General features: G+C 66.2%; 16 protein-coding genes and 1 riboswitch. Of the genes, 8 read left to right on the plus strand and 8 right to left on the minus strand.

Going from position 1 to position 14955, the window contains the following annotated elements:
* Positions 1-23 precede the first annotated feature (23 nt).
* The 5 genes from BG61_RS19520 to BG61_RS40170 all read right to left on the minus strand — a co-directional run bounded on the left by BG61_RS19520 (position 24) and on the right by BG61_RS40170 (position 2491).
* Entirely contained in the window at positions 24-449 is a 426-nt protein-coding gene (locus BG61_RS19520) for a response regulator (RefSeq protein WP_035936245.1), read from the minus strand.
* A gap of 38 nt (positions 450-487) precedes the next feature.
* Positions 488-1120, minus strand: a complete 633-nt coding sequence (locus tag BG61_RS19525; RefSeq protein WP_035936247.1) for a response regulator — start codon at positions 1118-1120, stop codon at positions 488-490.
* A 114-nt stretch (positions 1121-1234) separates the two neighbouring features.
* Positions 1235-1810: a ferritin-like domain-containing protein gene (locus tag BG61_RS19530; protein ID WP_035936250.1), complete on the minus strand. Its 576-nt coding sequence runs from the start codon at positions 1808-1810 to the stop codon at positions 1235-1237.
* 173 nt (positions 1811-1983) lie between these two features.
* Positions 1984-2145 (minus strand): DUF1328 domain-containing protein, encoded by a 162-nt coding sequence (locus BG61_RS40165; protein ID WP_035936253.1) that lies wholly within the window; start codon positions 2143-2145, stop codon positions 1984-1986.
* Positions 2146-2314: 169 nt separating this feature from the next.
* Complete coding sequence (locus BG61_RS40170; protein ID WP_035936254.1) at positions 2315-2491, minus strand: DUF1328 domain-containing protein; 177 nt, start codon at positions 2489-2491, stop codon at positions 2315-2317.
* Between the two features lie 173 nt (positions 2492-2664).
* Between BG61_RS40170 and BG61_RS19545 the strand changes: the two genes are divergently transcribed.
* Complete coding sequence (locus tag BG61_RS19545; RefSeq protein WP_081868128.1) at positions 2665-4185, plus strand: sensor histidine kinase; 1521 nt, start codon at positions 2665-2667, stop codon at positions 4183-4185.
* A gap of 242 nt (positions 4186-4427) precedes the next feature.
* Positions 4428-4562, plus strand: coding sequence for an entericidin A/B family lipoprotein (locus tag BG61_RS19550; RefSeq protein ID WP_035936257.1), 135 nt, complete (start codon positions 4428-4430; stop codon positions 4560-4562).
* A gap of 279 nt (positions 4563-4841) precedes the next feature.
* On the opposite strand, the gene BG61_RS19555 is transcribed toward BG61_RS19550, so the two are convergent.
* Together BG61_RS19555 and BG61_RS19560 are read right to left on the minus strand one after the other, a co-directional pair.
* Positions 4842-5624: a DUF4397 domain-containing protein gene (locus BG61_RS19555; protein ID WP_035936262.1), complete on the minus strand. Its 783-nt coding sequence runs from the start codon at positions 5622-5624 to the stop codon at positions 4842-4844.
* 439 nt (positions 5625-6063) lie between these two features.
* On the minus strand, positions 6064-7017 hold the full coding sequence (locus BG61_RS19560; RefSeq protein WP_051672659.1) for an EamA family transporter: 954 nt from the start codon (positions 7015-7017) through the stop codon (positions 6064-6066).
* 293 nt (positions 7018-7310) lie between these two features.
* Positions 7311-7441, plus strand: a riboswitch (TPP riboswitch).
* Positions 7442-7598: 157 nt separating this feature from the next.
* On the opposite strand from BG61_RS19560, the gene thiC reads away from it, so the two are divergent.
* From thiC to BG61_RS19590, 6 genes are all read left to right on the plus strand, one after another.
* The gene (thiC, locus tag BG61_RS19565; protein ID WP_035936265.1) at positions 7599-9530 is read left to right on the plus strand and encodes a phosphomethylpyrimidine synthase ThiC; all 1932 of its coding nucleotides are present in this window, start codon (positions 7599-7601) and stop codon (positions 9528-9530) included.
* A gap of 294 nt (positions 9531-9824) precedes the next feature.
* Positions 9825-10037, plus strand: a complete 213-nt coding sequence (locus tag BG61_RS19570) for a glycine zipper 2TM domain-containing protein (RefSeq protein ID WP_035936268.1) — start codon at positions 9825-9827, stop codon at positions 10035-10037.
* A 269-nt stretch (positions 10038-10306) separates the two neighbouring features.
* Positions 10307-10735 carry a hypothetical protein gene (locus tag BG61_RS19575; RefSeq protein WP_035936270.1) on the plus strand — a complete coding sequence of 143 codons (429 nt, stop codon included), beginning with the start codon at positions 10307-10309 and terminating at the stop codon, positions 10733-10735.
* Positions 10736-10869: 134 nt separating this feature from the next.
* Positions 10870-11133 carry a hypothetical protein gene (locus BG61_RS19580; RefSeq protein ID WP_035936273.1) on the plus strand — a complete coding sequence of 88 codons (264 nt, stop codon included), beginning with the start codon at positions 10870-10872 and terminating at the stop codon, positions 11131-11133.
* Positions 11134-11380: 247 nt separating this feature from the next.
* A complete protein-coding gene (locus tag BG61_RS19585) occupies positions 11381-12979 on the plus strand; it encodes an L-lactate permease (RefSeq protein WP_035936276.1) in 1599 nt (532 codons plus the stop codon).
* A 381-nt stretch (positions 12980-13360) separates the two neighbouring features.
* Entirely contained in the window at positions 13361-14302 is a 942-nt protein-coding gene (locus tag BG61_RS19590; RefSeq protein WP_035936279.1) for a DMT family transporter, read from the plus strand.
* 239 nt (positions 14303-14541) lie between these two features.
* Here BG61_RS19590 and arfB read toward each other — a convergent pair whose 3' ends face one another.
* On the minus strand, positions 14542-14952 hold the full coding sequence (gene arfB, locus BG61_RS19595) for an alternative ribosome rescue aminoacyl-tRNA hydrolase ArfB (protein ID WP_035936281.1): 411 nt from the start codon (positions 14950-14952) through the stop codon (positions 14542-14544).
* Positions 14953-14955: the final 3 nt, after the last annotated feature.

Consider the following 14955-nt stretch of genomic DNA (forward strand, 5'->3'; position numbering starts at 1 on the left):
AAACGCCCCACCCCGAGTACCACTCAAACCCTCCTCCGAGCATAATTGTGCAACGCATCGATGACGCGATCGAATTCAAGCGACTTGTCGAAAAAATGCTGTACGCCGTACTGCCGGCACCGCTCCCGGTACGCCGGCAGGGCGTGATTGGTCAACACGGCGGCGAACGCGGACTCCACGATCCCCGCCTTTTGCAGATAGGCGAGCACCTCCACGCCCGAGCCGCGCTTCAACTGCAGATCGACAATCACCGCGTCGAACGCTTCCGACGAAAGCAGCGCGATCGCATCGTCGGGCGAATCGGCGTACGCCGTCACCCGCAACTGCCCCGACGCATCGATGGCCTCGACGAGACTGCGCCGGATCAGCGGCGAATCCTCGATCAGAAGCACGCGCAGCGGCCGCTTCTGCGCTCGTTGCCCGTCGTCGGTGATCGTGTGATGGCCCACGGCGGGCGCCCTCCCGATGTAACTCGACCGTCGAACGGCTATTCGATCAGGCCGTTCTTGATCGCGTAGTACGTGAGATCGGCGTTGTTCGACAGCCGCATCTTCTCGAGCACGCGCGCCCGGTACGTGCTCACCGTCTTCACCGACAAATGCAGTTCCTCCGCGATTTCAGTCGGAATGCGCCCGCCCGCGAGCTTGCAGAAGATCTGGAACTCGCGCTCCGAGAGCGCTTCGTGAGGCCGATCGGCGGCGGGCTTCTCGAGCTTGTCCGCGAGCGCATCGGCGATGAACTCCGACAGGTAGCGATGCCCGCGCGCCACCGTGCGGATCGCCCGCACGATCTCGTCGGGCGCGGCATCCTTGTTCAGATAGCCGTTCGCCCCCGCGCGCAGCAGGTTGATCGCGTACTGGCTCTCGGGAAACCCCGAAAGCATCAGCACGCCCTGCTCCGGGCGGATCTGCTTGATGACGCGCAGCGTGTCGATGCCGTTCTTGTCGGGCATCGCGATGTCGAGCAGCACCACGTCGAACGCCTGCTGGCGCACGAGCGCGATCGTCTCGTCGCCGGTGGCCGCCTCCGCGGCGACCTCCATGTCCGGCTCGTCCGCGACGAACTGCCTGAAACCGCTCCGGACGATCGCATGGTCGTCCGCTATCAACACTCGAATCATCTGCCCCGTCCAAGCCTCACCGGCATGTAGCCTTCACGTGGTTCATCCCGCTCATGCGCCGACACGCCGACATCCGTGCGACGCCCTGTCGGGGCGCCGCGCGACTCACGGATGTCAGCCATTGCGGCCCGCGAGCAGGTCGGCCATGTCGTCGGCGTGTTCCTCCTCGACGGCCAGGATCTCCTCGAAGATGCGCCGGGTCGTCACGTCCTTTTCGCCGAGATAGCGAATGATCTCGCGATAGGTGTCGATGGCAATGCGCTCGGCGATCAGGTTCTCGCGGATCATGTCGATGAGATCCTGACCTTCCTTGTACTCCGAGTGCGCGCGGGACTTGAGGCTGTCGGGCGCGAAATTCGGCTCGCCGCCCAGCTGGACGATGCGCTCGGCGAGCGTGTCGGCGTGTTCCTGCTCCTCGGCGGCGTGCTGGGCGAACTCGGCCGCGACGGCTTCCGAGTGAATGCCCTTCGCCATGAAGTAGTGGCGCTTGTAGCGCAGCGTGCAGACGATTTCGGTCGCGAGCGCGTCGTTGAGCAGCTTCAGGACGACCTCGCGGTCCGCGCCGTAGGTCGCCGTCACGGGCCCTTCGTCCATGTGCTGGCGCGCATCGGAGCGGATCTTTTCGACATCCAGCACGAACGGATCCTTCGACGTGCCCGGCGCGGCTTTTGCAGCAGACGATTTCGACATTTAATTGCTCCTGGGAAATGAGGTGATGAAACCGGAGGCGCCAGCGCCTTCATCGGGCCACGACGACCCGTCCGCCATAGCGCCGTGCTATCCGCTCAACGGTTCCGATGCACGCAACGTGCCTGCCCGCTGCCATACCGGCAAGAAAACACGGCAGCCGGGTCAGGGCGTGGTCAGGTCCTGAACACGCCGAGCAGCAGCGTGACCACGAACACGACCAGAAAAATATAAAACAGGATCTTCGCAATCTCGGCCGCACCCGCGGCGATGCCGGTGAAGCCGAACACGGCGGCGATGATCGCTATGACGAAGAAAATGGCGGCGTAGTGCAGCACGGCGGCCCTCCTTGTGAGATGGGACCGGGTTCGGCGCGCGGTCGGCGGCGGCTGTCATCCGTCGCGCGATGCCCGGATGACAGCCACAGCCGAGGCCGAGACATGGTCCCGCTGGTGCCGGAAAAACGAGTGTTCCGAGTGATGCGTTCCGATGCGGCGGCGCTGGCCGCTAGTCGACTATCTTTTTCGTGACGACGAATCCCAGCACCAGGAACACGACACACAGGATCAGGAACAGCACGAACAGGAATTTCGCGATGGTCGCCGCACCGGCGGCGACGCCGGTAAAGCCCAGAAGACCCGCGATCACGGCCGCGATCGCGAAAAACAATGCCCACTTCAACATGATCGCTCCCCGTAGAAAGTTGGACTGACTCCAACCATGTTAGTGGGCGGATTGCAGCATCGCACTCGGGCAGGCGCCTTTTTTGCTGTGGGAATCCACTGACAGCGGCTTTCAAATGGCCTCGGCCGCGCCGCTTGCCGCAAACGGGGATTCTTCAGAACATGGCGACCGACATGAGCACCATCACGAGCGCAGCCGCCGCGCACGACGCGGCTGGGCAGCCGAGCGGCCCCCCGGGGACGGACCCGGGGGAAAACGCGGCGCAAAAAAAATCAGGCAAGCCAGGCGGGGCCCGCCGGATCAACAACTGGATGCGCCGCTGGAGCTGGGCCGTCGCGATGACGGTCGCGATCGTCATCACGGTTGGAGGGCTGGTGATACTGGAGTCGGGGCGCATGCGCATCGCGGCCGAGTACGAAATCGCGCTCGACGCCAAGGGCGCGACGACCCGGCTGACCGCGCTCGCCGCCGATCTCGCCACCCTCACCGCCGACGAGCGCGCCTACCAGATCACCCCGGACGCGTCCTACGCCGCGCATTTTCGACAAAGCGCGGCGCGGATTCGCCGCACCGTCGCCACGCTCGAAGAGTATTACCGCCGCAAGGGAGACGACGCCGCGCTCGCGAGCTTCGCGCAGGTCAGCGCCGCGGCCGAGGCGCATATCGGCACCGGCCTTGCCACGCTCGCCGACCCCGCGCGGGGCGAAACCGGGCGTGCCCGGGCGCTCGCGGCGTCGGGCGACGACGAGATCCTCGCGAGCGCGCTCGCCCTCCTGCGCCTCACCGAGGAGCGCCGCGCCCAGCACGCGCTCGACGCGAGCCGCGCCGACCAGCGCATCTCGACGTTCTGCGTCGGCGCCCTGTGCGCGCTCAACATCGTGTTGTTCCTGCTGCTCTTTCGCAATCTGGGCATCCAGCTCGACAAGCAGGACCGCGCGCAGAAGAAGCTGATCACGCAGCAGGAGGAACTCGACCGGCTCGTCTTCGAGCGCACCCGCCAGCTCGAAGCGCTCGCGTGGCACCTGCAGTCAGTGAGCGAGAACGAGAAGACGGAGCTCGCGCGCGAACTCCACGACGAACTCGGCTCGATCCTGACCGCGAGCAAGATGGACGTGTCCTGGGTGAACGCCCGCCTGAAGCAAAGCGAGCCGGCCATGGCCGAGAAGCTCGCGCGGGCGCTCGCGAACCTCGATCAGGGCATCGCGCTCAAGCGCCGCATCATCGAGGACATGCGCCCGACCGTGCTCGCGAACTTCGGGCTCGTCACGGCGCTCTCCACGCTCGCCGACGAAGCGGCCCAGCGCAACGGCTGGACGCTTGCGCTCACCGTGCCCGACGACGACATCAAGCTCGGCGGGGACATCGAGATCGCGCTGTTCCGGGTCGCGCAGGAGTCGCTCACCAACGCGGCGAAGTATGCGCACGCAAGCGGCATTTCGGTCGCGCTCACGCTCGATGAGGAGCGCGTGTCGCTTTTCATCGCCGATGACGGCGTCGGCATTCGTCCGCAAGACCTCAAGCGCACGCATACGCACGGCCTCCTCGGCATGCGCCAGCGCGTGAGCGCGCGCGGCGGGCGCATCGAGATCGAGCGGCGCGTGCCGCACGGCACCGCCATTCGCGTGACGATGCCGCGCGCGCGCGCCGCCGACGCGAGCGATGCGGCCGCTCACGCATCGTTTCCGGTCGCGTAGGACGATGCCGACACGACTTGCGGACCCGTCCGACACGAAAATCGCATCGGCGCCGACATTCCCGGCCGGGGTGTTTTTTTAAGATGGTCACGACCGGTGTGGTCGATCGAAGGGTCTTCGTCAGGTACGCGAACCCGTTCCTGGTCGGTCGAAGCCAACGCTTCGCGCGCTGTGCGCCGAGCTGATCCAACCCGATGCGTGAAGCAATTCCAGTCGCGCATTCCAACTCAAGGGGAACACTCATGTCTCGACTCATTGCTTTGCTGCTGATCGCTGGTACCGCTGCGCTCGCGGGCTGCAATACCGTTTCGGGCGCCGGCCAGGACATCTCGAAGGGCGGGCAGGCCATCTCCAATTCGGCTGAAGAGCATAAGTAAGCAAGAAAGAAGTTTCCGGCGGCCTCGCGGCCGCCGATGTTTCCTGTCGGCCCGTCGCGCATGCGGCGGGCTTTTTTTCGCCTGCACGCGTCGTGCGTGGTGCGCGGCATGTCTTCAGCCACGCCGCGGCCTCAAAAAGCCGCGGCCCGCCCGATATTCCGAGCGGGCCGCCGCCCCTCCCCTCGCGCCGTCGCCGTTGCCGTTGCCGTTGGCGGCTACGCCCCCGTTATGCGATTCCAGCCCCGCGATCGCGGCCTCCGGTTCCAGCGCGAGCGTTGTTCACAGCGTGTCGGGCAACTCGATTGCCGGTGTCTGCGTGTTGCCGCCCTGCGCGACGAGCAGTCGAATCTTGTTCGGAATCACCTCGCTCAGGATATTGCCGGCCGGCAGCGTCGTGACGAGCCAGTCGGCATTGTTGACGAGGTCGAACGAGCCCGACTTGTACACGGGCGTCTTCGATCCCGGCAGCGTCGCGACCAGTTGATACGTTCCGCCCGATACGTAGATCGAGTCCTGCGTCGTGGCGGGCACCGCGTTCTTGAACGCGACGCCTGCCATGGTCGGGCTGACGGTGTTGATGTCGGTGCCCGGCGCAACGAGGTAGAGGTCGAGGTTCTGCGCATTCGCCGACGCATTGAAGCCGCGCACGCGTGCGCTGCCCGAGAGCAGGCCCTTGTCGAACGGGTCGTCGATCACGGCGATCGACGGCAGGAGGCCCGCATCGGGCAGCGCGATCACGGTGTACTCGTGCCCCTTCGCGGCGTTGGTGATGCTCGTGTCCGAGGCAAGCTGCGTCGTCGTGTTCACGGCCGCGTACGAGAAGGTCTGCGCGCCCGTGTCGATGTTCGCGAAATTCGTGACGGCCTTGTAGGCGAGATTCGGCTGCAGGATCTTGCCGTTGTCGTAGAAATCGACGTTCGGGCCGCTCGGTATCGCGTGGATGAAATGGACCTGCGGCTGCGTGAGACCCAGCTCCTTGCCGAGATCGTCGGAACTTCCGCCGCACGCCGACATGAGCGACGCCGCGCCCGCCAGGACTGCCATGGTTCGGATGAGCTTCATGATTCACCTTCCTGAAAGTGTGCACTCGTTGTTATGCGGGGCCGCCGGCGGTTTTCGTCGAGCCGCGGCTTGCCGCCCGCGGCTCGTGGCGTGTTTGCGCCTTGCCTTGTTCATGGCTTTTGCCGGCGAAACCCTCCTTTATCCCCTTCGAGGCCGCTCGATCGACGTGCGATGCGCGGCACCCGGCGGGTGTCCGCATTGAGCAACGGGTGTGCCGCAGCGGTCGAAGCGTGGGGCGTAGCGTCCCGGGAAGCACGGCCGCACAACGGCCGCGCCGGGTTTAGAGCGAGCGCTCGAATGGTCGGGCACGATCGGCGCGCATTGTTCGAGTCAGCGAAACAATTACACGCTGGCTTGCATGCCTTACTCGAATATGTGCGTGTGAGAAGTTGTGTGGCGGCCGGACCGGGCCGCGCGCCTCGGAAGCGGTGCGCGGAGATCAGACGAGCCCGCGGCGCCGGTAGTCGAACCAGAACGACAGTCCCACGCTCAGCAGGATGATCACCGTCGCGATGACGGTCCAGCGCGTGATGACCTCGCCGAGCAGCAGCGCGCCGAGCACGACGGCCACGACCGGGTTCACGTACATGCAGCTGCTCGCGATGATCGGGCTCGTATGGCGGATCAGGTAGCCGTAGGCGACATACGCCGCCATCGTGCCGATCAGCATCAGATACAGGAACGAGACGAACGGCACGAAGCCGATGCTCTCGATGCGCTCGCCCGAGAGCAGCGCGACGCAGGTCGAAATCGAGCCGCCGAGCCCGATCTGCAGCGCGGTCGAGACGAACAGGTCCGACGGCAGCGCAAGGCGCCCGGCGAGATGCGCGCCGCCCGCCCAGAAGATCGCGCCGCAGAGGATCGCGAGACTGCCGGCCGTCGAGCCCGACGACGGATCGCCGTGATTGAGGAGCGCAATGCCGACGAGCCCGAGCGCGACCGCGCCCCACTCGCCTCTGGCGATCTTGCGGCCCGCGACGGCGGCGATGATCGTCGCGAAAAGCGGCACGGTCGCGACCATGACGGCGGCCGTTCCGGTTTCGACGGTGCGCATGCCGTACGCGAGCATGCCGCTCGACAGCCCGACGAGCAGCGTGCCCACGAGCGCCGCGTTGCGGATCTCGGCGCCGGTCGGCCACACGGGCTTCTTGCGGGCGGCGAAGACGAAAAGACCGATGCCTGCAAAGAGATTACGCAGGCCCGACAGGAGGAGCGGCGGAAACGACGCGAGCGACAGGTGCACGGCCATGTAGGTCGAGCCCCACACGATGTACACGACGGCGAGCGCGAGCGCGATGCGGCCTTTCTGCGTCTGCGGCAGGCGGAACGGAAAGCGGTCGGGAAGGCTGAACGGCAGCGCGGGCGGCAACTTCGGGGGCAGCGGAGCGGACATCCGTTACTCCGCGACGGCGGCGAACGCGGCAACTGCCTCGATACGGGCAACCGGGGAAACACGCGCATGCCGCAGGGGCGTGGCGGCAAAACGGGCAAGGCAGGACAACATGTCGGGACACGCAAGGAGAACGGGCATGGAACGAGGCCGCCGCGCGTACCGGCAAAAGTCCGGAAAAGACTAGGGAAAGTACGGAAACCGCGGTGCCCGCCATTATGCAGTAAGCGCTTGGCGCGCAACCGCCCGTGTTACACATGGTTGCCAAGACACCACGGCGCGGTGTAACGTAGCGGCTGCTAACGCGGGGGTCCTGCGCCGCGCATCGCAATCCGTCCATCTGGATTGCCCGTGCGTCGTGGGTGAGAAATACCCTTTGAACCTGATCTGGATAATGCCAGCGCAGGGAAGCGTTCGGGCTTTACCGCGCTGGGGTTCTTCTCACTCTCTCGCAACCTTCCGAAGCCCGCACAGTTTCCCGTCTCGTTCCTCCCTGTTTAGCTCCTGAATCAGTCGCCGCCGGCGGCCTCTTTGGCGTTCCGTCGGCATGCTGGATACAACCGTCCCCACAGGAGAGACAGCACATGAATGCCAACCCGAAGTTCCTGTCCGCCGATGCCGTCGTCGATGCGGCCGCCATCGCGCCGCTGCCGAATTCGCGCAAGGTCTACGTGACGGGCTCGCAGCCCGACATCCGCGTGCCGATGCGCGAGATCACCCAGTCCGACACGCCGGACAGCTTCGGTGGAGAAAAGAATCCGCCGGTCTACGTCTACGATACGTCGGGTCCGTACACCGATCCGGAAGCCAAGATCGACATCCGCTCGGGCCTGCCCGCCTTGCGCGCCCGCTGGATCGAGGCGCGCGGCGACACGGAAAGCCTAGCCGGCCTCTCGAGCGAATACGGCCGCGAGCGCGCCGCCGACCCCGCCACCGCCGAACTGCGCTTCCCGGACCTGCACCGCACGCCGCGCCGCGCGGCCGCGGGCAGAAACGTCTCGCAGATGCACTACGCGCGCCAGGGCATCGTCACGCCGGAGATGGAGTACATCGCGATTCGCGAAAACCAGCGCCGCGCCGAGTATCTCGAAAGCCTGAGGACGAGCGGCCCGAACGGCGAGAAGCTCGCAAAGATGATGGGCCGCCAGCATCCGGGGCAGGCGTTCGGCGCCGCCGCGTTCGGCGAGAATGCGCTCAAGGAGATCACGCCCGAGTTCGTGCGCGAGGAAGTGGCGCGCGGCCGCGCGATCATCCCCGCGAACATCAATCACCCGGAATCGGAGCCGATGATCATCGGCCGCAACTTCCTCGTGAAGATCAACGCGAACATCGGCAATTCGGCGGTGACGTCGTCGATCGGCGAGGAAGTCGACAAGATGACCTGGGCGATCCGCTGGGGCGGCGACACGGTCATGGATCTCTCGACCGGCAAGCACATCCACGAGACGCGCGAGTGGATCATCCGCAACTCGCCGGTGCCGATCGGCACGGTGCCGATCTATCAGGCGCTGGAAAAGGTCAACGGCAAGGCCGAAGACCTCACGTGGGAGATCTTCCGCGACACGCTGATCGAGCAGGCGGAACAGGGCGTCGACTACTTCACGATCCACGCGGGCGTGCGCCTGCAGTACGTGCCGCTCACGGCCAACCGCATGACGGGCATCGTCTCGCGCGGCGGCTCGATCATGGCGAAGTGGTGCCTCGCGCATCACAAGGAGAGCTTCCTCTACGAGCATTTCGAGGACATCTGCGAAATCATGAAGCAGTACGACGTCTCGTTCTCGCTCGGCGACGGCCTGCGTCCCGGCTCGATCTACGACGCCAACGACGAAGCGCAGCTCGGTGAACTCAAGACGCTCGGCGAGCTCACGCAGATCGCGTGGAAGCACGACGTGCAGGTGATGATCGAAGGCCCGGGCCACGTGCCGATGCAGCTCATCAAGGAGAACATGGACCTGCAGCTCGAATGGTGCGACGAGGCGCCCTTCTACACGCTCGGGCCGCTCACCACCGACATCGCGCCGGGCTACGACCACATCACCTCGGGCATTGGGGCTGCGATGATCGGCTGGTTCGGCACGGCGATGCTCTGCTACGTGACGCCGAAGGAGCATCTGGGCCTGCCGAACAAGGACGACGTGAAGGTAGGCATCATCACGTACAAGCTCGCCGCGCACGCCGCCGATCTGGCGAAGGGCCATCCGGGCGCGCAGGTGCGCGACAACGCGCTGTCGAAGGCGCGCTTCGAGTTCCGCTGGGAAGACCAGTTCAACCTCGGCCTCGACCCGGACAAGGCGCGCGAATTCCACGACGAAACGCTGCCGAAGGGTTCGGCGAAGGTCGCGCATTTCTGCTCGATGTGCGGCCCGCACTTCTGCTCGATGAAGATCACGCAGGACGTGCGCGACTACGCGGCCAAGCAGGGCGTAAGCGATAGCGAAGCGCTCGCGCAGGGCATGCAGACGAAGGCGATCGAGTTCGTGAAGAAAGGCGCCGAGATTTACCAGCGCACGTAAGCGCATCCTCCTGCGGCTGGCGCGGCGCCCTCGCGCGCCGCTGCCTGTCTGAAGGAAACCACGGCCTGTCGCGCCTCGCGCCCGACAGGCCGTTTTCATTCGGCGCGACGACCTTTCACGGACATTCGCCGCACGAATCAGGCATCGTTCGTGCTCCACTCAGGATGAACCGGCAAAAAACTTCCGTCGCGGCAAGCTTCCGACAAGAACCATGACATGTGGCCCGGCCCCCGATGGAGACACGAAGCCGCTTCGGCCGAGGCCGTATCTTCTTCATCACTTCGGAGAGTCGAAATGAAAACAATCAAGGAGATTGGGGTTGCTGCTCTCGTCGTTGCGCTGATTGGCGGACTGAGCGCCTGTGACAGCATGACCACCCGTCAGCGCGACACCGCGATCGGCGCGGGCGTCGGCGGCGCGGCGGGTGCCGCGATCGGCGGCAATGCGCTGTCGACGCTCGGCGGCGCGGCGGTCGGCGGTGTCATCGGCAATCAGGTCGGCAAGTAGTCCGGGCTGAGTGCGTGTCCGATGCTCGCTTTGCGCGAGCACGCCGCGGCAAGCGTCCGGAAGCACGACGCTGGATGATAATGAGCGTGACGAAGAGAAGCGCCCGCGGCCTTTGAAATGGATCGAAAGAAATACGCCGAAACAACGCGTCCCGCTGTTGCTGCGCCCAGGCAACCGATGATGCGCTAAGCTCCCCTCGCCGACCCGTTCGATGCAACGCACGAACACCGCAACATTTCCACGGCAATAAGCAAGCAAGGAGCGGCATCATGAACCCGAAGCTCACATTGACGGCTCTCGTGAGCGCACTGGGACTCGCCGGGTGCTATTACCCGTACGGTTACTATCCGGCCTATCCCGCCTATCCGGTGGTCGGGGGCGCCTACACGCAGCAGGAAGTGCCTGTCGGCACGCAAGGCTCCGACTCCGTGCCGCCACCGCCTTCGTCATACACGACGCAGCAGTACGCGGCGGCGGCGCCCCCTGTCGCGTATGCGGCGTATCCGGCCTACTATCCCCCCTACCCGGCTTACCCTGCCTATGCGCCCTATCCGGCGTATTACGGCTATGGGTATCCGTCGATTTCATTCGGCTTCGGCTACTGGAGCGGCGGCGGACGCGGCTGCTGCTGGGGCGGCGGGCACGGCAACTGGCACGGCGGCGGCGGTGGCGGACACGGCGGCGGACACGGCCACTGACGCGCAAAAGATACGCGCAGCTACGCGCAAGACATCCCGACAAATTCGTTTCGGCAACGTTTCATCCGCCGGCCCGATGTTTCACCGATGTAACGTTTTCCGCGCCCTGTCGCGGCTGCTGCCGCTGGTGCGTAATGTGCGTTCGCGCGCTTTCCTTATCCGACAAGGCTCTGGCGAAAACCGCCACGCTGCGGGCACGCTTCTCGCTCTGCATTTCCCCTATTTGCCGCTTCCGCGCCGGCATCCGCCCGTCGCAAGCGGCTCCCAGGGGATTCGACATGATGGCCTTCGCGTTCTTCCTGTTGTGGATCATCGCTTCGCTCGGCTTGCTGACCGTCTGGGTTTTCCGCCAGACACCGGCAGTCGAGCACGAACGAGCCGAGGCGATCGAAAGCTGACCGGACGCTCGATGAAAGAACGCTGCAAGGACCGTGCAGGGAGGCCTGGACAGGCCGCCTGCGCGTTTGGCATTTGTTTGGCATTCCGGACTTGACGGGGGCAATCGGCGCTCTATTCTTAGTCGATGCGCGTTATGCGGCCGCTTAAGCCGCCGGCGGCCGTCCGCTGAAAACATCGTCCTCCGCGCGCAGTTGCCGGCGCCCCGACGCCGGGGCTCGACAACTCGCACGCAAGAAAGGAGACCCGATGTTCCATCAGTTGCTGACACCCATCGCCGACTCGCTTCCGCTGTCGTTCATCGTCGCCGCGCTGCCGATCATCGTCGTGCTCGCGCTGCTCGGCTGGGCCCGGCGGCCGGCGTGGCAGGCCTCGCTCGCGGGGCTCGCGGTGGGACTCGTCGTCGCGGTGGCGGGCTGGCATTTCCCGCTCTCGCTCGCCGTCGATTCGGTGGCCGCGGGCGCGGTGTTCGCGCTGTGGCCCGTGATGTGGATCGTGTTCGCCGCGATCCTGCTCTACAACATCGCGCAGCGCTCGGGCCGCTTCGAGGCGTTCCGGCTCTGGATGATCGAAAACCTGCCGAACGACCGGCGCATCGTGCTCGTCGTGATCGGCTTCTCGTTCGGCGCGCTGCTGGAGGGCATCTCCGGTTTCGGCACGCCGATCGCGATCACGAGTTCGCTGCTGATCCTGCTCGGCTTCCCGACGCTCGAAGCGCTCACCTTCACGCTCATCTTCAACACGGCGCCGGTCGCGTTCGGCGCGCTCGGCGTGCCGATCACCGTGCTCGGCGCGGTCACGCACCTGCCCACCGATGCCCTCGCCAAGATGGTCGGCCGTCAGTTGCCGTTCTTCGCCTTTCTCTTGCCGTTCTACGTGCTTGCCGTCTACGCGGGCGTGCGCAACATGCTGCGGATCTGGCCGGTGCTGCTCGTCTCGGGCGGCACGTTCGCGCTCACGCAGTTCGTCACGTCGAACTACATCAGCTACTCGCTGACCGACGTGCTCTCTTCGCTCGTGTCGCTGATCCTGACGATCGGCTTCCTGCGCATCTGGAGGCCCGCGCCCGACGAGCGCTTCGCCGTCAACGTCGACCGCGCGGGGAACACGGGCGGCGCGATCTCGGGCTCGCAGGGATGGCTGCCGTGGATCGTGGTGGCCGCGGTCGTGATCGTGTGGACGGTGCTCAAGGTCTTCATGATCGGGGACATGAAGATCGCGTGGCCGGGCCTCGACCACGCCGTGTTCATCACGCTCTACAACACGCCGTACAGCGCGATCTGGGACTTCCAGCCGCTCGCGACCGGCACCGCCATTCTCGTGGCCGCGATCATCACGTCGCTCTGCGTGCGCCTGCCGGCGGGTGAATTCGGCGCGGCGGTCGTCGATACGTGGGTGCAGACGCGCATCGCCATCCTGACCGTGGCGACCATCGTCGGGCTCGCCTACCTGATGAACTACTCGGGGATGAACTACACGCTCGGGCTCGGCGTCGCATCGGTCGGCGCGCTCTTTCCGCTCGTCTCCGCGTTCCTCGGCTGGGTGGCCGTGTTCCTGTCGGGCAGCGATACGTCGGGCAACGCGCTCTTCGGCAACCTGCAGGTGGTGGCCGCACGGCAACTGAACCTGCACCCGGTGCTGATGGCCGCGACGAACTCGTCGGGCGGCGTGATGGGCAAGATGATCTCGCCGCAGAACATTTCGACGGGCGTCGCGACAACCGATCTCAAGGGCAAGGAAGGCGTCGTGTTCGCGCGCACCTTCAAGCATTCGATCCTGCTGACGGTGCTGCTCGGCGTGCTCGTGTGGCTCCAGCAGAATATGCTGGCGTGGATGATTCCGCATTGAGCGTGAACGGGCGGGGGCGTTGCCTGCGCGTGATGCGAGCGCGTTCTCGCATGTGCGCGCTGATCCGGCATTGAGCGCAATGAAGGCGCAGCTGTTGCCTGCGCGTGCCGCGCGACGAGCTTGCGCGTGAGCCGGGCGCGGCTGATTGCGCATCGAGCGGGGCGATCCCGCCGCGGGGCTTTGCGTGCGCGCGCGGTGTGACGAGATTGCGGATGAGGCGCGCCCGCGAGAGCGCCGTCGCGCATGCCGGACGGTGCCGCACCGCAGCATCGCCCGAAAACCTCCCGAACCTTGCGGTCTCTTTCAGGCGCCCTGCAGCACGCGCGACGCCGGTGATAAGATTCGCGAACCTTTCGCCAGCGGACGTCGTTCGCGTTCACCATGTCTCCCGCCAATCTCATCCAGTTGCTCGTGCTCGCCGCGCTGTGGGGCGCGTCGTTTCTCTTCATTCGCGTGGGCGTCGGCGAGTTCGGCGTCGCGCCGCTGATGGCCTTGCGCGTCGGCATCGGCGCGATCTTCCTGGTGGCGATGCTGCTTGCGCGGCGGCCGCTGCGCGAGTCGGCTGCCACGCTGCGCGAGCGGGCGGTGCCGCTTTTCATCGTCGGCATCCTGAACTCGGCGGCGCCGTTCTGCCTGTTTGCGTACGCCGAGCTGACGCTGTCGGCGGGCGTCACCTCCGTCATCAACGCGACGACGCCGCTCTGGGGCGCGCTCGTCGCGTTCCTCTGGCTCAGGGACCGGCTGACGACGCTGCGCACCATCGGCATGGCGATCGGCTTCGCGGGCGTGCTGATCCTCGTGTGGAACCAGATCGCGACGCCGCATGCGGGCAGCTCGGCGGCGAGCGTCCCCGCGCAGGGCGTGCTGGCCGCGGCCGCGGCGCTGGCGGCATCGGCGCTGTATGGCGTCGCGGGCAACTACACGAAGAAGTATCTGACGGGCGTCGATGCGCTGACGACCGCCACCGGCAGCATGCTCGGCGCGACCATCATGCTCGCGCCGATCGCGTTCGCGACGTGGCCGGCCGCGCCCGTGTCCGCGACGGCCTGGGAAGCGGTGCTCGCGCTCGGCGTGGCCTGCACGGGCATCGCGTACTTCGTGTACTTCCATCTCGTCGCGGTGGCGGGTCCCGCGCGAGCGATGACCGTCACGTTCGTGATCCCGATCTTCGGCATTCTGTGGGGCGCGGTGTTTCTCGGCGAGCAGGTGTCGCTCGTGATGCTCGAAGGATGCGCGGTCGTGCTGGTCGGCACGGCGCTTGCGACGGGCGTGATCAGCCGGGTGCCGGGGTGGCGGCGGCGGGAAGCGGCGCGCTGCGAGTGAGCGCGCGCACAGGTTGATCGGGGGCGGCTTTGGCCGCCCCTTGTTTTTTCAGCGACGGACTCGCGGCCCGGGATGCGCGGGTTTGTCCTTCGCTTTGCGTGCCTGAGCGCGGCTTCCTTCGCCGCCGCCCGGCCCGGATTCGCGCGCGCCGATCCGCTTCACTGCACCTTCATTTCGCCTTCATTCGATGCGCACGCCGGCGAGGCGCGATCGGCCCCGGCGCCTGCGGCGCAACCGCCCTACTCCCCCTTGACCCTCCCCCGCCCCGCCTTGATCGCTCCGCGCTTCACCTTGCTCTCGACGCGCCGCACCTGCGACGCCCTCGTCGGCTTCGTCGCGACCCGCGCGCGCCGCGTCACGCTCACGCTGCGGATCATCTCGTCGAGCCGGGCCAGCGCCGCCGCGCGGTTCATGTCCTGCGTGCGATGCTCCTGCGCCTTGATCACGATCACGCCGTCGCGCGTCACGCGGCTGTCGGAGAGCGTGAGCAGGCGCAGCTTGATCGCCTCGGGCAGCGACGACGCGCGGATGTCGAAGCGCAGATGGATCGCGCTCGACACCTTGTTGACGTTCTGCCCGCCCGCGCCCTGCGCGCGCACGGCGGTGAGCTCGACTTCGCTCGGCAGGACCTCGAATGCGTGGGTGGTCATGGG

The sequence above is a fragment of the Caballeronia glathei genome, assembly GCF_000698595.1.
GTDB lineage: Bacteria > Pseudomonadota > Gammaproteobacteria > Burkholderiales > Burkholderiaceae > Caballeronia > Caballeronia glathei.